Origin of the sequence: Streptomyces sp. NBC_00299, from assembly GCF_036173045.1 — a bacterium.
Taxonomy (GTDB): domain Bacteria; phylum Actinomycetota; class Actinomycetes; order Streptomycetales; family Streptomycetaceae; genus Streptomyces; species Streptomyces machairae.
The window spans coordinates 8352498-8368592 of the sequence record NZ_CP108039.1 but is presented as its reverse complement, the minus strand read 5'-3'; the positions used below and the strand labels follow the sequence as shown (position 1 = coordinate 8368592).

Genomic DNA, 16095 nt, shown 5'->3' with positions numbered 1-16095 from the left:
CTCCCTCGGTCGGTGGGCGGGTTGCCCGCTTTCACTGGTCCTGCAGGGCGGTACGGATCGCATCGAGGCCGGCCGGGTTGACGAGGGTGGACAGGTCACCGAGCGCCTCGCCGGTGACGAGGCTGCGGATGAGCCGCCGCATCACCTTGCCGTTGCGGGTCCTGGGCAGCTCCGGTACGGCGACCACCCGGCTGGGCCGGAACGCGGGGCCGAGCGCGTGGGCCACCCGTCCGCGGATCCGCTCGGCTTCCGGTGCGCCGATGGGCCGCCCGGCCGCCGGGACCGCGAAGCACCACAGCGCCTCGCCCTTGACGGGGTGCGGTATCCCGACTGCGGCCGCCTCTGCGACGGCCGGGTCGCCGACGACGGCGTCCTCGACCTCGGCGGGCCCGAGGCGTTTGCCGGCGACCTTGATGATGTCGTCGAGGCGGCCGTGGACGAACCACTCGTCACCGGTCCGGGAGACGAGGTCGCCGTGGGACCAGCGGCCCGGCCTCCGGCCGAAGTAGGTGTCGGCGAAGCGTTCCCGCGCTCGCCACAGTCCCCGGGTCATGCCGGGCCAGGATTGCCGCACGACCAGTTCCCCGACGTGCCCTTCGGGCGGCTCGGTGTCCTGGTCGTCCTCGATCGCCGCGTCGATGCCCAGGCAGGGCCCCGAGAAACTGCACGGCGACTGGGGCAGGGTGGGCGCGGAGGCGAGCAGGGATCCGCCGACCTCGGTTCCGCCGCAGATGTTGATCACCGGGCAGCGTTTACCGCCGAAGTCGGCGAAGTACCAGCGCCAGGCCTCCTCGGTCCACGGCTCGCCGGTGGAGCCGAGGACGCGCAACCGGGACGGCGCCGGATGCTTCGGGTCACGGCCCATCAGCATGCGCGCCAGGCTGGGCGAGCTGCCGAAGACGGTGACCCCGTGGTCGTCGAGCAGCCGCCACAGGCGGGTGACGTCCGGATGGTCGATCGTGCCCTGGTACGCCAGGACGCAGGCGCCGGCGAGGGTGGCGCCCACGGCGACGAGCGGGAACATGATCCAGCCGGGGTCCGTGACCCAGAAGGCCACGTCGTCCGGCCGCAGGTCGAGGTTGTACCGGGTCTCGCTACCGACCTGGACCGGGAAGCCGCCGTGGGTGTGCATCGCGCCCTTGGGGCGCCCGGTGGTGCCCGACGTGTGCAGCAGGAGGAAGGGGGTGCCGGTGGCGAGCGAGACGGTCTCGGCGGGCTCGGCGCCGGAGAGGCTGTGCCAGGTCGTCGTCGCGGGCCCCGGCGAGGCGGTCGGCACATCCTGCGACACGTCGCCCGCCCAGGAGAGCCTCGACGCACGGGGCGGTGCGCCCGCCCCTACGGGTGCGGATGGCACGTTCCGGCGGCTCTGCCCGGAGGGATCCGGCGGGGCGCCCGGCTCTTCCGGAACGACCACGAGATGACGTACGCACGTGGCCCGTTCCAGTGCTGTACGGGCCAGCGTCTCCATGTCGTACCGTCGGCCGCGCCGGGTGGCGGCCGCCGCGGTGACCAGGACCTTCGCCCCGGCGTCGACAAGCCGTACGGCGATCGCCTCGGTGCCGAAGCCGGAGAACAGCGGCACCAGCACGGCGCCGATGCGCGCGCAGGCGAAGAGCAGGACGAAGGCCTCGGGACCGGCCGGCAGATACCCGGCCACCCGGTCGCCCTCCACGACCCCGAGCGCGCGCAGTCCGCCTGCCACCCGGGCGCTGCGGGCGGCGACCTCGTCGTACGTGAGTACCCCCTTCGTGCCGTCCTCCCGCTCCCAGCGCAGTGCGGGAGCCCGCCCGCGCCCCTGCCGTAGATGGCGGTGGAGACAGGAGTCCACGAGGTTGGTGCGTCCGCCCGGGAACCAGCGGGTGGAGGCGATGCCGCCGGTGTCGTCGCACACGCGCGTCGGCGGCGTGTGCCAGACGATGCCGATGTCCGCCGCGGCCCGTTCCCAGAACCACTGGGGGTGGGTGACGGACCTGGTCTGCAGTTCGCGGTAGCCGCCGTCGATGCCGTGCTTGCGGCAGAAGGCCGCGATGTTGCCGTGTTCGGTGAACTCAGGCGTGGGGTGCCAGACGTACTCGCTCATCGGGTCCCGTCCGGGTTCTCGATCAGTGCGGCGATTCCCTGGCCGCCGCCGATGCACAGGGCGATCACGGCCAACCGGCCGCCCGTGCGGCGCAGTTCGTGAGCCGCCTTGAGCAAAAGGACGGTTCCCGTGGCCCCGATGGGATGGCCGAGGGCGATCGCCCCGCCGTTCGGGTTGACGCGGTCCGGATCGAGCTTGAGTCCGTCCATGACGGCCAGGACCTGGGCGGCGAACGCCTCGTTGAGTTCGATCACGTCGATCGCGTCCAGGGTGAGGCCGTTGCGATGCAGCAGGCTGCGGATCGCCTCGGCCGGGGCGACGCCCATGATCTCCGGCTCCAGCGCGGTGACGACCGCGTCGCGCAGCCGGCACAGCGGTGCGGCGCCGGGGGTGAGATCGGCCGAGCGCATCAGCAGCACGGCGGCAGCGCCGTCGTTGATGCCGGCGGAGTTCCCAGCGGTGATCGTGCCGTTCTGCGAGAACACGGGAGCCAGGCCGGCGAGCTTGTCCACCGTCGTGCCGGGCCGGGGATGTTCGTCCCGCTCCACGATGCCGCCCGGGGTGGCCACGGGCACGATCTGCTCGTCGAATCGTCCCTCGCGGACGGCGACGGCGGCCCGGCGCTGACTCTCGGCGGCCCACCCGTCCTGGCGCTGCCGCGAGATGTCGTAGCGGTCCGCCACCACCTCGCCCGTCATGCCCATCGGGTAACGCCCGAAGGGGTCGGTGACCAGGGAAACGGTGCCGTCCACGGTCGGCTCTCCCGGCACCTCGTCGGGTGCCCGTTCGCTGTAGTCGAGCAGCGGCTGACGGGTCATCGACTCGTTGCCGCCCGCCACGACGACGTCCGCCTCGCCGAGGGTGAGGCTCTGCGCGGCCGACCAGACGGCCTGCAGTCCGGACCCGCACAGCCTGTTGACGTTGTACGCGGGGGTCGTCACGGGCAGCCCGGCGGCCAGGGAGGCACGCCGGGCGTTGAACGCGTCGGGGCCCACCTGGCCCACGCAGCCCAGGACGACCTCGCTCACGGCGCCGGGGTCCAGCCCACCGCCGACGACCGCCTCGCGGATCACGAGGGCGCCCAGCCGGTGCGCGGGAGTCGAGCTCAGTGCGCCCTTGTATCGACCGATCGGGGTACGCGCCCCGTGGACGACGGCGATGTCTACGGGCATCGGGGGTCACTCCTTCGCTGTGGGCTCCGCGTCCGCACCGGACTCGGCGGACGTACTGGAGGCGGCGGACGCGCTGGACGTCGCCGGGTGTGCGGCGAGCAAGGTGAGGGCGTCCCGGTCGGGTCGGATCAGGAGCGCCGAGACCACGGCACCGGCGATCAGCAGACAGGCGGCCAGGTCGAAGGCCCGGCCGTAGCCGGCGGCCTCGGTGGGCGCCGCGTCGATGATCCGCCCGGTGACATAGGGGGCGAGCAGGCTCGAGAGGGCGGCGAGGGCGTACGAGAGGCCCAGGGCGGCGCTGCGCCGGCCGGCCGGGCAGATGTCCGCGATCGCCGCGTTGGTCAGGGGGGTCTGTCCGTTGCCCGCGGAGAACGCCAGGACCAGCAACGGCAGCAGGAGAGGGGCGGGACCGGCCCGAGACGCGAGTAGCAGGCACACGCCGGCGAGAAGCGGCAGCAGCGCGCCGACCAGTCCCTGCGCGACCCGGGCGGTCACCCCTCTCCGCAGCAGCCGGTGCGCGACGGCTCCCGCGGTGAGGACCAGGACGGCCATGGACAGGGCCGGCAGCCCGACGATCCCGCTGATCTCCGCGTCACTGAAGCCCACCTGGTCCTCCAGGAAGAGCGGCAGCCAGGCGAAACCCAGGGAGAGCGTCCACATGACCGCGAAGGTGGAGAAGGTGGCCCCGAGCCAGGTGCCCGTTGTGACGATGCGCAGGAAGGGGACGGTGGGGCGCTCCCCGTCGGCGGGGACCGTCGGGACGTCCCCTGCCGACGGTTCGTCGTCTGCCGGTCCGGGGCCCAGGTGTGCGGCGTACGGCCCGCCGCCGCCGACCCTCAGCCAGACCAGGGTCCACACCACCCCGGCGGCCCCGAGCAGGCCGAACGCGGCCCGCCAGCCGAGGGTGTTGGCGACCAGGACGACCAGCGGGGCGGCCAGGACGGTGCCCCCCGCGCCACCCGCGACCACGACGGCCGAGGGCAGCGCGCGCCGCTTCTCCGGAAACCAGGTGAACGCCGTGTAGTTGGCCAGCGGGAAGCCCGGCCCCTCACCCGCACCGAGCACGATCCTGGTGGCGACGAGGGCTCCGAATCCTGTGGCGGGGAGGAGGATCGGCAGTTGCGCCGCCGCCCAGACGAGGGCGAGCACGGCGAGCAGGGGCCGGGGGCGGATGCGGTCGCCCAGGAAGCCGACCGAGACGGCCGAGAGGCTGAACAGGAGGTAGAAGCTGCTGGCGATGGTGCCGAACTCGGTGGCGGAGAGCCCGAGGTCGTCCTTGATGGGGCCCGCGGTCAGGCCGAGGACGGCCTTGTCAGCGGCGTTGACGACGATGAAGAGCGCCAGCAAGGCCAGGACGGTGCGGGCCCGGCGGCGGGTGCCGTCCGCCGTGGCCGACCGGGTGTCCGCCCCAACGGTCATGCGCGGGCCAGACGTTCGTCGAGCCAGTCGAAGACCCGCTGGTGAAAGCGGAGTACCGCGCCCTCCTGACAGTGTTCGCCGGCCCCTTCGGCGACGGTGAACAGCATCAGCTCCTTCGCACAGCGCAGCGCCTCGTGCACCCGCCGGGCCTCGCCGTGAAAGGCCAGGTCGTTCTCCGCGTCGAGGACGAGCGTGGGGCAGGTGATGTGCGCGGCCGCGGTGTCGAGGTTGTACGGAGCGCAGGCGCGCAGCGCCTCGGGGGGCGTCTTGGCCCCGAAGACCCACATGCCGTGCCGCAGGAACCAGCGCGCCTGGGTGCTCTGGGCCATGGTGACGGCCAGCGCGGGCCCGGCCACGTCGTCCCGGCCTTCCGTCACCCACTCGCCGAGGTAGGGCGGAATGCCGCGAAGGGGGACCTCGTAGAAGTCGTAGACCCCGTTGTGCAGGACGCACGCGGCGAAGCGGTCCTCGAAGGCCGTGGCGCGGGCGGCCAGCAGTCCGCCGAAGCTGGTGCCGAACAGCACAAGCCTCTCAGGGTCCACCTCCGGGCGGGTCAGGGCGTGGTCCACCACGGGCGTGACCACGTGTTCCCAGTCCGGCCGGAAGACCAGTCCCTGCTCCCGCCGGACGGACTGCTGGCCGGGGCCTTCGAAGGCGAGGACGTGGTAGCCGCGGCGCAGTGCCCCGCCGGCCGCCATGAAGTACAGCTCCTCCAGGCTGGAGTCGTATCCGCCGTGGTGGATGACGGTGGGCCGGCTGCGGCCCGTGTCGTCCACGAGGAACAGGTATCCCGGGAGGGTGGTGTCGTCGTAGGGGATCCGCAGGGGCACGACCGGAGTGTCGAACAGCTGTGCCGCCTGCGCGAAGGTCTGCCGCGAGCACCGGGCGAGGCGGGCCGACTCGAGGTCGGAGTCCCGGTCCTCGACGCGGAAGAAGTCGGCGGTGCGGTAGTAGTTCGAGGCCCGCAGGAGGGACTCGCGGGCGCTGACCCGGTGGCCGGCGGCGAGTGCCTCGGCACCGACACGGTGGAGGCGTTCGGCGACGGCGGTCCACCCCCGGCACCAGGCCTCCTCGTCGCCGTCGGGGATGTTGCGGCAGGCGGCCAGGACCTCGCCGAGATCGGCGCCCGCGTAAGCGGCGTGCCCGGCCGTGCGCAGCGCCTGGAAGGAGAACGCCGCGTCGTCGAAGAGGAACTTCATCGGGGCCCCTTTCGAGATGGAACGGAACAGAGCCGTTCCGTCTCGCGCCGGAACGTACACCCGGCCCGGACGGAACGCAACCGTTCCGTTCGGTGTTAATCTCCCGCAGTGGAATCGACCAGCCGTGACGACGTCGACCGCAGGCCCACGGGCTCCGCGGTCCTGCGGGAATCCGTGACCGAGACGATCAGGCGGGCGGTGTTCGAGGAGCTCGCCCAGACCGGGTTCGCCCGGATGTCGATGGAAGCCGTGACCCGCCGGGCCCGCGTAGGCAAGGCGGCCCTCTACCGCCGCTGGCCCTCCAAGGAGGCGATGGTCGTGGAGCTGGTCTCCGAGGCCGCCGCCGAACACCTCCCCACGACGGCCGGCTCCGGGTCACTGCGCGACGACGTCGAACGGTTCGTCCGGGACACCATGGCCGACCTCCGCCATCCGCTCGTCGGCCGGATCGTCCCCGACCTGGTTGCCGAGTCGGCCCGCAACCCCTCGCTGAGCGCCGCGCTCCACGAGGCGGTCCTCGCCCCCCGGCGCGCCGCGGTGGCGACGGTGCTGCACCAGGCGATCGACCGCGGAGAACTGCCGGCCGACATCGACATGGGCCTGGCCGTCGACCTGTTCGGCGCCCCGCTGTACTTCAGGATGCTCGCGGTCGGCGGACCCACCGACGACGCCTACGTCGCCCGCCTCACCCGCGCCGTCCTCTCGGCACTCGCCGCCAGCCGCTGAGCGAGGCCCCAAGGCGCGACGCACTCGCGCGTCACCGGACGCGGGCATGAGGCAGGCATGCAGGGCCGAGAGCTCTCGTGCCGGGGCCATCTGCGTGAAGTGGTACCCCGGTGGCGTCGAACGTGTCGGCGACGGCGGCCCGTTGGGGCGGGCTTGCGGGAGCGGTGACTCGACGCGATCGCCGACCCGGGTCTGCCGGATCCGTTTCCAGGCCGCATCACATCGCGTGCCGAATCTGATCTCGCCCCTGGGGTCCGATGAACGGCGTACTGATCCACCACACCGTGACCTCGGGCACCGACTCGTCCGTGGCCCTGTGCTACGACGGCTACGCGCCCCCGCCCGGCCCCCTGTGCCACGGCGTGATCGACAAGAGGGGGCACGTCCACATGGTCGGCAATGGCCGCGCCAACCACGCGGGGCCTCGGCGACGGCGACGTCTTGCGCGCCGTCGTCAACGAAGCGAAGCTGCCGCCCGACAACGAGGGCGACACCGACGGCAACCGCCACTTCCACGCTGCGAGTGCATCGACCTCGGCGACGGCAGAGACCCCTGGCCCGAGGCGCAGAAGGAGGCCATCGAGAAGGTCTCGGCCGCGATCTGCCGCCACCACGGCTGGAGCGAACGTTCCGTCATCGGCCACGAGGGGAGCGGGAGCCGGGCAAGCAGGACCCGCGCGGCTCACGATGGACGGCACGGGCTCCCGCCTCGAAGACCGCCTGCGGGGCAAGCCGGGCGGCGGCGGAGGCTCCGGCCACCGGCCCCGGCCCGAGTGCGAGGCGCTCCCGGGCGCCGGTTCCTTCCAGATCGGCCGTCGCGACCCGCTGATCACCGCCATGGGCAAGCGCCTGGCCGCGGAGGACTGCGGCAAGTTACGAGGAGGGCCCGAGCCCCGCCCGCCGACAAGCGGGCAGACGGTCGCCAGGACAGTCCCGCTCGGTTCACCCCATGAAGCTCAAGCGCACCTGACGGCTCGGATTATCCCTATTCGTGTCCGCCTACCTCCGCAAAGACGACCCCAGGCTACCCGGATGGCGACGCGCGCCGGGCCGCTGCAGTGGTCACCCCATCTCGGGACGACCACTGCGGCTGGAGCGCGTGAGCCAGCCGTGGCTGGTCTCTCGCGCTGGCAGCCCGTCGCCCCTGCGAGCGCGGTTCCCACCGGCGTCTCGGCCCACTGAGCAAGCAGCGGTGCATTCGCGTCCGCGGACGTCGACACGTGCGCGGCCTCGTCGACGTCCGGTGCCGACGGGAGGCGCAGCCGATCACAGGGCCGCCCGTCGCGCTGGTGCAGCTCCTCCTCTTCCGTCGGAATCGGCACCGCCCCTCGGGCAACGGCGATGACCGCGACGCCCAGCGCGCGGTACACCATGCGCCCAACTTCCCTATCAGCGCAGTCCGTTGCGGGCTGCTGTTCATCACCGCGGGGCCGCTGCCGGCCTCTGTGTACCTGTCGTTCACCGACACAGCCTCATGGCGGCTCGCACTGGGTTGGCCTGGGCACCTTCACGCGGAGTGGGTGCTGGAACACCATCCACGGCGCGGGCCGCTTCCGGCGCTGGCAGCGGCCGACGGACTATCGGTTGGGATCAAGCCGGATCGGTGGCCCTACGTCGTTGCCGTTCTGTTCCTTTCCTTGTGTCCCGAACGCCTCCCGACCGCGTCCCGGACGGCCAGGGGCGCGGGCCTGAAGGGCAGTCGGCTCCGCGGCACTTGGAGCGTCGTCGCGGGTGGATGATCCAGCCGTGGTGATCACGTTCGGTCCAGTTCTCGCGCATCGGTCATTTCCGTCCCTTGTACAACTCCCGCGTCGCCGTCGTGAACCGGGCAAGCGCGTCCGGCAGCGGGTCGATGCCGATGCCCGCGGCGGTGGGAACGGACAGGTGGCCGTCCTGGAGGACGAACGGTTCGGTGATGTCCTCGGCGAAGTACCGGCCGGAGGCGGAGGTGTCGCCGGGGAGGGTGAAGCCGGGAAGGGCGGCGAGCGCCAGGTTGGGGGCGCGACCGATTCCCGTCTCCAGCATTCCGCCGCACCACACGGGGACACCTCGGGCGGCGGCCACGTCGTGGATGCGACGGGCCTCCGGATAGCCGCCGACGCGGGCCGGCTTGACGTTGACGACCCGGCAGGCGTCCATCGCGATCGCGGACGCCGCGTCGCGCGCGGAGTGGATCGACTCGTCGAGGCAGACCGGGGTGGCCAGACGCTTCTGGAGCTGGGCGTGGGCGTGGAGGTTGTTTTCCTCCAGCGGCTCCTCGATCAGCAGCAGCCCGAAGCCGTCGAGCCTGCGCAGGTGCTCGGTGTCGGCGAGCGTGTAGGCGGTGTTGGCGTCGACCTGGAGCGGGAGTGCGTCGCCGAAGCGTTCGCGTACCGCGTGTACCGGCTCGATGTCCCAGCCCGGCTCGATCTTCAGCTTGATGCGGAGATAGCCCTCGGCGAGGTACCGCTCGACATCGTCGAGCAGTTCGGGCACGGAGCTCTTGATGCCGACCGAGACCCCGGCGGGCACCCGTTCGTGGACCGAGCCGAGAAAGGTCGCGAATGACATCCCGTAGGCGCGCAGTTCGGCGTCCAGGAGGGCGGTTTCGAGGGCGGCCTTGGCGAGTTCGTGGCCCTTGACGGAGGCCATGGCCGGGGCGACGGCCGCGGTCGTCGGTTCGGGCAGGGCGGCGACGCGCGGCAACAGGAAGTCCCGGATGACGATCTCGGCGCCGGCGACGAACTCCGGGCAGTACAGCGGCTCCGGGTCGGCAGCGAACTCGGACCAGCCCTCGGCCTCGTCGGTCACCACATGCAGCAGGAACGTGTCCTTGCTGGTCATCGTCCCGAAGGAGGTGCGGAACGGGGTGACGAGGGGGATGGCGACGTGAAGCAGTTCAACGCGTTCGAGCTTCATTACAGCCCCTCGGAAGCGGGTCCGCAGGAAATCTTGGATGTTGCCCCGGTTGTCGCGACGGTGGCCTCGGCGCCGACCCCCGCCGTTGGGAGGTCGGGGGACGGGCGGGTCAGCAGGTACCAGCCGTCGCGAGACATGGCCGTCGCGCGCAGGCCCTCTGCGTACGCATCGCTGAAGACCTCGCGCACGGCGTGCCTCCAGTCGAGCGCGAGCGCCGGGTCGGCAGCGCGCAGCGCGACTATGTCCTCGGGCACACGGCACCACAGCCTGTCCGCGTCGCTCAGCGCGAGCGCACTGCCGTCCGGTGCCCGGCGAACGACATCGGCGGCGGCGCGGTCGTCGGCGGAGTCGTCCCTCCGCGTGGTCCCCGTCACCAGATCCCACACGACGGTCAGCCGGTCGCTCTCGTCACCGTCGTTCACGCCATCGCTCATCGGCCCGTAGAAGTCGACCAGGTACTCGCTGCCGACGGCGCCCAGCTTGACCAGGTTGAAGCGGGCGTTGCGGCGGACCAGCGGGTCGAAGGTCCAGCGCATGCTGGTGGCGCCCCGCTCCAGCGCCCACAGCCGCTGCGTCTGCTTGACCGCGAAGCCGACCCCCCGGCCGGAAGCGGTCGCCGCCGCCACGAACGAGTACACGTCCCGCTCGGCAAGCTGCCCGAACACCGCCACCGCCGCCCCGGCGAGCCGTTCGCCCGACGGCACGGCGGAGTACGCCGCGTGCACCGCACCACCGGCGTGCACCAGGCTGCGCAGCACTTCCGCGGGGTAGGGCGGGCTGGCGCGCGACGTCTGCCACACATCGGCGAAGAAATCAGCGACGGCACGGATACCCGCCACGTCGTGCACGGTACGGACCGTGACCCCGGCCGTACGGGCTGCTCCTTCGCCGGCGCGGGCTGCATCCGCGATGCTGCGGGCCGCGTCCCCTACAAGGGCGCCCCCGTTCGGCGTACCGTCTGCCGCCCCGGACCCGGCGGCGGAGATCGTCACAGGTGTCATGCCTTGAGTCTCCGGGGCCACAGCACGTAAGCCATTGTCGTCAGGCACAATGAGAGCCCGTACCCCTGTTGCGATCGGCCAAGGCACTGAGCGGTGACCCTCCGATAAAAAGGCCAATCGTCCCCAGGTGACCGTCCCCACCGGAGAGCCCGACCGCCATGGAGTCCTGCACCCTCGAGGAACTTCTCGACACCCTCGGCGGCCCCGTGCTCCGCGTGCTCACCACCCCGGCCGGCCTCACCACACCCGTTTCCGAGGTCGTGCTTTACGACGCCGGCGCCCCGTTTCCGCGCAGCGCGCCGGGCGCCCTGCTGCTGACGCTCGGGACGCGAGAGGGTGAGGTGGGACCGCTGGCACGCGATGCCGCGGCGGCCGGGATGGCCGGACTCGTCGTACGGGCCGGGGAGGGGCAGCCCGACACGGTGGCGGCGGCGAAGGCCCACGGCCTCGCGCTCCTCGCCGTCGACGAGGACGCCGCCTGGCATCACGTCCACCTGCTGCTGGCCTCCGCGATCGCCTCCCGGCCCGGCCCGGCGGGCGGCGGGGCCGCCTTCGGCGACCTGTTCGCGCTCGCCAACGCAGTGGCCGCGGCCGTGGGCGGCGCGACCGTCATCGAGGACACCCGCCAGCGGATCCTGGCCTACTCCACCGTCCCCGGGCAGGTCGTCGACGAGGCTCGGCGGCAAGGCATCCTGGGCCGCCAGGTGCCGAGCAGCCCCGAGAACACCGAGCAGTACCGCGTCCTGTTCGCCGCCCCCGGACCTGTACACCTCGCCGCACTCGACGGCGACGAGCTGCCGCGACTCGCCGTCGCGATCCGTGCAGGCGGTGAGACACTTGGGTCGATGTGGGTCGTGGACAACGGGCACGTCGGCCCCGATGCCGTGGACGCACTCACCCAGGGCGCGTCCACGGCCGCCCTGCTCCTGCTGCGGGCACGAGCGAGCGAGGAGCTGTCCCGGCATCTGACGAGCGACGTGCTGCGCCGTCTCCTGGACGGCACCGCCGATCCCGCCGACGCTGCGCACCGCCTCGGTCTCGCTTCCGGCGCCTCAGTCCGAGTTGCGGCCTTCGCCCTCGACGGCGCGGCGTCCACGCCCGACGGTGAACAGACCGCGCTGCGGCTCCTCGACCTCGTGCGGCTGCAGTGCGAGGCTCGGTACGGACGGCACGCGTGCGTGCTGGTGGACGGGAGCGTGTACGCGCTGCTGCCGGTGGCCGGTGAGCGCGGTGGCGAGCGGCACAAGCGTCTCGCCGAGGACATCGTCCGGCGCGCGGGTCAGGCGCTGCGGGTGACGGTGCGGGCCGGGCTGGGCAATGTGGTCCCGGGCCTTGCGGCCGTGTGTGGCTCACGGGAGGACGCCGACCTCGTTCTGCGGGTGCTCGGCCCGGATGAGGACGTCGCCGCGGTGGCCGAGGTACGCGCCCGTGTCACCCTGCTCCGGCTGCGTGAACTCATCGGCTCGGAAAGGGCCTTGACGGCGGGTGCCTGGCGGGAGGTCCTGGCGTACGACACCGCGCACGGCACCGACTACGCCAGGACCCTGGTGTGCTGGCTGGACGCCGGATGCGACATGGCGCGGGCGGCGAAACTGCTCGCCGTTCACCCCAACACCTGCCGGTACCGCCTCAGACAGGCGCAGCAGCACCTCGGCATCGATCTGGACGACCCGGACGAGCGGTTGGTGCTGTGGCTGCAGCTGCGGACGCTCGGGGGCCTCCGCGGCGCCGAGCGGGCCTGACCCGCGGCGGGCAGCAGGTGGGGTCCCTTGTCGGCGTCGTGGGATCTGAGGGTCGACACCGTCCCTTCCACCAGCCCGGGCAGCGCGCCCCGTGGGGTTCAGCCACTCAGCCAGGCCGCGAGCTGAGCCTCGCACTCCCGCAGTTGCCGGACGGGCACGTACTCCCCGGCCGTGTGCGCGAGGGTCGGGTCACCCGGGCCGTAGTTGAGCGCGGGTGTGCCGAGCGCGGCGAAGCGGGCGACGTCGGTCCAGCCGAGCTTGGGGCGGGGTGTCGCCCCCAGCACCTCGACGAGCGAGGCGACCGGACCGTGTCCGAGCCCCGGCAGGGCCCCCGGCACGACCTCGGTGACCTCGACCTCGTACTCGGGGAAGAGCCCGCGCAGATACGCCTCGGCCTGCCCGGCCGAACGGCTCGGCGCGAAGCGCAGGTTGACCGTGATCACGCAGGCGTCGGGGACGACGTTCTCGGCGATGCCCGCGCGGACAGCGACCGCGGTCAGCCCTTCGCGGTACTCCAGGCCGTCGATGACGATCCGCTGGGCGGTGTGGTCGTCGAGGCGCTGGAGCACAGCGGCCGCTCGGTGCGCGGCGTTGACGCCCATCCAGGAGCGGGCGGTGTGCGCGCGCTCGCCGCGCACCGTGATGTCCGCGTTCAGCACGCCCTGGCAGCCCGCCTCGACGCCCGCGCCGGACGGCTCCATGAGGATCGCCAGGTCCGCTTTGAGCAGGTCGGGGCGTTCGGCGGCGATACGGTTCAGGCCGTTGCGGTCGCCGGAGACCTCCTCGCACTCGTAGAAGACGTACGTGACGTCGCGTACGGGCGTCGGGAGGGTGGCCGCGAGGCGAAGCGCGACGGCGACGCCGCCCTTCATGTCGCACGCCCCGAGCCCGTGGAGCAGGTCTCCGTCCAGCCGGGAAGGCAGGTTTCCGGCGGCCGGGACGGTGTCCAGGTGGCCGCCGATGACCACTCTCTCGGTGTGACCCGATTCGGTGCGGGCCACGACGGAGTTGCCGATGCGCTCGACCGTCAGATGCGCGCACGCGCGCAGGGCGGACTCCACGGCGTCGGCGAGGTCGGCCTCGTCGCCGCTCTCGGACGGGGTGTCCACCAGGGCCCGTGCGAGGTCCACCAGGTCGGCGGCCGGGTTCAGCGAGGTCATGCGACGCTCTCTTCCTGCTGGGCGGACCGGCCCAGCCGCGAGTTCTTGATGCCGTACAGCGCGTAGATCGCGAAGCCGACCATCATCCACAGGCCGAACGCGAGCCAGGTGTCGATGCCGAGCCCCCACATCACATAGACGCAGCACAGCACGCCCAGCACGCAGATCACCGGCGCGAGCGGGACCCGGAAGCTGCGCGGGGCCTCGGGGCTGCGCCGACGCAGGATCAGGACGGCACAGTTGACCAGTGCGAAGGCGAACAGCGTGCCGATGCTCGTGGCGTCGGCAAGCGCGCCCAGCGGCACGATTGCGGCGAGCACCATGATGAACGCGGACACGATGACCGTGTTGGCGCGGGGCACCCCGGTCTTCGGGTGGATCTTGGCGAACAGTGGCGGCACGAGCCCGTCGCGCGCCATCGAGAACAGGATGCGGGTCTGCCCGTACTGCACGGCGAGGACGACACTCGTGGTGGCGACAACAGCGGCCACGGACAGCAGGGCCGGCCACAGATTGCCGCCGCCGACCGAGCGGACGAGTACCTCACTGAGGGTGGCCTCGGTACCCGCGAACCTCTGCCACGGCATCGCGCCGACCGCCGCGATCGCCACCGCGCAGTACAGCGCGGTGATCACCCCGAGGGAGAGAAGGATGGCGCGCGGCAGGTCACGCTGCGGGTTCTTCGCCTCCTCACCGGCCGTCGACGCGGCGTCGAAGCCGATGTACGAGAAGAACAGGGAGGCGGCGCCCGCGCTCACACCTGCCATGCCGAGCGGGAACAGCGGCTGGAAGTTCCCCGCGCGGAACGCGGTGAAGGCGACGGCGCAGAACATCACCAGGGCGGCCACCTTCACCGCCACCATGATCGTGTTGACGACGGCGCTCTCGCGGGCTCCGCGCAGCAGCACCACCATGGCCAGGACGACGATCGCGGCGGCCGGAACGTTCAGCACACCGCCCGCGCCCGGCGGGGCGGCCAGCGACTCGGGCAGCGTCCACCCGACGGTGAGCTCCAGGAGCTCGTTCACGTACTGGCCCCAGCCGACCGCGACGGCGGCGACCGAGACGCCGTATTCCAGCACCAGACACCAGCCGCAGACCCATGCGACCAGCTCGCCGAACGTGGCATAGGCATAGCTGTACGAGGATCCGGCACCCGGGATCATGCCCGCCAGCTCGGCGTAGGACAGGGCGGAGAACAGAGCGGTGATACCGGCGATCACGAAGGAGACCACGACGGCGGGGCCCGCTTCGGGCACCGCCTGGCCGAGGACGACGAAGATCCCGGTGCCCAGGGTTGCGCCCACGCTCAGCAGCGTGAGCTGCGTGAGCCCCATCGTCCGATGCAGCTCGCCACCACGGGCCTGGGCAACGAGATCGGCGACGTCCCGCCGCCGCGTCAACCTGCTCCCGGCCTTGACCTCACCCGCGGTTCTCCGCGGGCGCGTCTGTACTGTGTCCACGCTCCACTCCTCTTACAGCTCCACTCCGGCCCTTGATGATGCGGAATGGAGGGATGGACAGGGGTGTGCGTGTCGGCCAAGACGGCAAGGGATGCTTTGGCCTTCTGGCCGAAGCCGCAGGGGGAGGCGGGCTGGGGGCGGAAGGTGCGTCGCCACCGGTCGCCGACGAGGCTGGGCAAGCGGCCGGCGGCCGCGGACTTCGCGCACCGGGACTTCACCGCCGAGGAGCCCGATCTCGTCTGGGCGGGCGATCTCACCGAGATCGGAACCGGCGAGGGCAACGAACGTGACTGCCGGCCGCACGACTCGGCCTGGGCAAAATCCGGTGGGTCACCGAGTCAGACATCGCCTGGCTCCACGGACTCCGCCGCCTACGGACCCGCGCATGCGACGCCAACGCCTGGGCCGGTACCGCACGAACCCCGCTCGGGAGAATGGGTCGGGCACCATCGACGAGGTGGGCCCCTCCCTCGGCCTGGACGTCGGCGAGAGCACCCGTCACGGGCAGGGACTGACCCCGGTCGGCAAGAAGGTCTTCGACAGGCAGCTGTCCAAGAGCGAGCCGAAGCTGCGGGCCGTCTGCGACAAGCTGGCCGCGAAGTTCGACACCGTGCTGGTGATCGGACCAGCCCGCCTCCATCGGAGCCCTGCCTCTGACCGTCGCCCGGGACGCCGGCTGCAAGGTCGCCCACCTGCCCGGCCGGTCCATGCCGCGGATCGCCGATCTCTACCCGGGCGAGGCTGTAATCAGGCACTTCTCTGCCTGGCCCGCCAGCGGACCAACGTACTGTTCGCGACGTTCCGCGACGGCACCTTCTACGAACCCGGATAAAGCCGCGACGCCGGGACGCCGGGTCGCGTGGAGGGCCTCGGAGGGACTATCAGGGTGGCCGCGCGGATCGGGCGGGTCACCTGCCGGTGGAACGGGGTTGCCGATGCACTGCCAGGCGTCCGGACAAGGAGGCGTGAGGGGGCCGGGGCGAACGGCCCGGACCGGAGACGGTTCCTTCCGGACAGGCAGGGCATCGCGCAAGACACGAGGTCGCACTTCTTGAAGTAAAACCCGTCGGTAACTTACGAATCAATGGCCAAGCGCCACCCGCAGTGCGGAATTCGTTGCCCCCTCCGAGGGCACATCAGGCCGCACCGGCCGACCAATGCCAGCAACCCAGGGCCTTGACGACCACCAGACCACCTCACATACTGACGGCCAAATCGATTTGGCCCAAATCGAT

At 71.9% G+C, this 16095-nt stretch carries 11 protein-coding genes and 1 pseudogene; 4 read left to right on the top strand and 8 right to left on the bottom strand.

The annotated features are described in order from the left end of the window. Positions 1–31: 31 nt before the first annotated feature. From OHT51_RS37170 to OHT51_RS37155, 4 genes are read right to left on the bottom strand one after another with little or no spacing between them, the layout of a single operon-like run. The gene (locus tag OHT51_RS37170) at positions 32–2080 is read right to left on the bottom strand and encodes an AMP-binding protein (RefSeq protein WP_328883282.1); all 2049 of its coding nucleotides are present in this window, start codon (positions 2078–2080) and stop codon (positions 32–34) included. Continuing rightward, on the bottom strand, positions 2077–3252 hold the full coding sequence (locus OHT51_RS37165; RefSeq protein ID WP_328883281.1) for a thiolase family protein: 1176 nt from the start codon (positions 3250–3252) through the stop codon (positions 2077–2079). The genes OHT51_RS37170 and OHT51_RS37165 overlap by 4 nt, the downstream gene beginning before the upstream one ends. A gap of 6 nt (positions 3253–3258) precedes the next feature. After that, on the bottom strand, positions 3259–4671 hold the full coding sequence (locus OHT51_RS37160; protein ID WP_328883280.1) for an MFS transporter: 1413 nt from the start codon (positions 4669–4671) through the stop codon (positions 3259–3261). After that, positions 4668–5870 carry an alpha/beta fold hydrolase gene (locus OHT51_RS37155; RefSeq protein ID WP_328883279.1) on the bottom strand — a complete coding sequence of 401 codons (1203 nt, stop codon included), beginning with the start codon at positions 5868–5870 and terminating at the stop codon, positions 4668–4670. The genes OHT51_RS37160 and OHT51_RS37155 overlap by 4 nt, the downstream gene beginning before the upstream one ends. A 108-nt stretch (positions 5871–5978) precedes the next feature. On the opposite strand from OHT51_RS37155, the gene OHT51_RS37150 reads away from it, so the two are divergent. Next, the gene (locus OHT51_RS37150) at positions 5979–6596 is read left to right on the top strand and encodes a TetR/AcrR family transcriptional regulator (protein WP_328883278.1); all 618 of its coding nucleotides are present in this window, start codon (positions 5979–5981) and stop codon (positions 6594–6596) included. Between the two features lie 257 nt (positions 6597–6853). After that, positions 6854–7549 carry an N-acetylmuramoyl-L-alanine amidase gene (locus tag OHT51_RS37145; RefSeq protein ID WP_443052643.1) on the top strand — a complete coding sequence of 232 codons (696 nt, stop codon included), beginning with the start codon at positions 6854–6856 and terminating at the stop codon, positions 7547–7549. A gap of 829 nt (positions 7550–8378) precedes the next feature. Here OHT51_RS37145 and menC read toward each other — a convergent pair. Further along, positions 8379–9494: an o-succinylbenzoate synthase gene (gene menC, locus OHT51_RS37140; protein WP_328883277.1), complete on the bottom strand. Its 1116-nt coding sequence runs from the start codon at positions 9492–9494 to the stop codon at positions 8379–8381. Then, positions 9494–10495 (bottom strand): chorismate synthase, encoded by a 1002-nt coding sequence (locus OHT51_RS37135; RefSeq protein ID WP_328883276.1) that lies wholly within the window; start codon positions 10493–10495, stop codon positions 9494–9496. The genes menC and OHT51_RS37135 overlap by 1 nt, the downstream gene beginning before the upstream one ends. 158 nt (positions 10496–10653) lie before the next feature. Between OHT51_RS37135 and OHT51_RS37130 the strand changes: the two genes are divergently transcribed. After that, positions 10654–12237 carry a PucR family transcriptional regulator gene (locus OHT51_RS37130; protein ID WP_328883275.1) on the top strand — a complete coding sequence of 528 codons (1584 nt, stop codon included), beginning with the start codon at positions 10654–10656 and terminating at the stop codon, positions 12235–12237. A 98-nt stretch (positions 12238–12335) separates the two neighbouring features. Here the strand turns inward: OHT51_RS37130 and dapE are convergent, their stop codons facing one another. Together dapE and OHT51_RS37120 are read right to left on the bottom strand one after the other, a co-directional pair. Continuing rightward, entirely contained in the window at positions 12336–13397 is a 1062-nt protein-coding gene (gene dapE, locus OHT51_RS37125) for a succinyl-diaminopimelate desuccinylase (RefSeq protein ID WP_328883274.1), read from the bottom strand. Then, positions 13394–14860: an amino acid permease gene (locus tag OHT51_RS37120; RefSeq protein WP_328883273.1), complete on the bottom strand. Its 1467-nt coding sequence runs from the start codon at positions 14858–14860 to the stop codon at positions 13394–13396. The genes dapE and OHT51_RS37120 overlap by 4 nt, the downstream gene beginning before the upstream one ends. Before the next feature lie 385 nt (positions 14861–15245). Between OHT51_RS37120 and OHT51_RS37115 the strand changes: the two are divergent. Then, positions 15246–15603 (top strand): annotated as a pseudogene (locus OHT51_RS37115) (IS110 family transposase); the annotation flags it as partial. Positions 15604–16095 lie beyond the last annotated feature (492 nt).

Bases quoted from the DNA above. Each gene is read 5' to 3' on its own strand.
- menC (WP_328883277.1), bottom strand. From the start codon at position 9,494: ATGAAGCTCGAACGCGTTGAACTGCTTCACGTCGCCATCCCCCTCGTC.
- OHT51_RS37160 (WP_328883280.1), bottom strand. From the start codon at position 4,671: ATGACCGTTGGGGCGGACACCCGGTCGGCCACGGCGGACGGCACCCGC.
- OHT51_RS37165 (WP_328883281.1), bottom strand. From the start codon at position 3,252: ATGCCCGTAGACATCGCCGTCGTCCACGGGGCGCGTACCCCGATCGGT.
- OHT51_RS37170 (WP_328883282.1), bottom strand. From the start codon at position 2,080: ATGAGCGAGTACGTCTGGCACCCCACGCCTGAGTTCACCGAACACGGC.
- OHT51_RS37130 (WP_328883275.1), top strand. From the start codon at position 10,654: ATGGAGTCCTGCACCCTCGAGGAACTTCTCGACACCCTCGGCGGCCCC.
- dapE (WP_328883274.1), bottom strand. From the start codon at position 13,397: ATGACCTCGCTGAACCCGGCCGCCGACCTGGTGGACCTCGCACGGGCC.
- OHT51_RS37135 (WP_328883276.1), bottom strand. From the start codon at position 10,495: ATGACACCTGTGACGATCTCCGCCGCCGGGTCCGGGGCGGCAGACGGT.
- OHT51_RS37145 (WP_443052643.1), top strand. From the start codon at position 6,854: ATGAACGGCGTACTGATCCACCACACCGTGACCTCGGGCACCGACTCG.
- OHT51_RS37155 (WP_328883279.1), bottom strand. From the start codon at position 5,870: ATGAAGTTCCTCTTCGACGACGCGGCGTTCTCCTTCCAGGCGCTGCGC.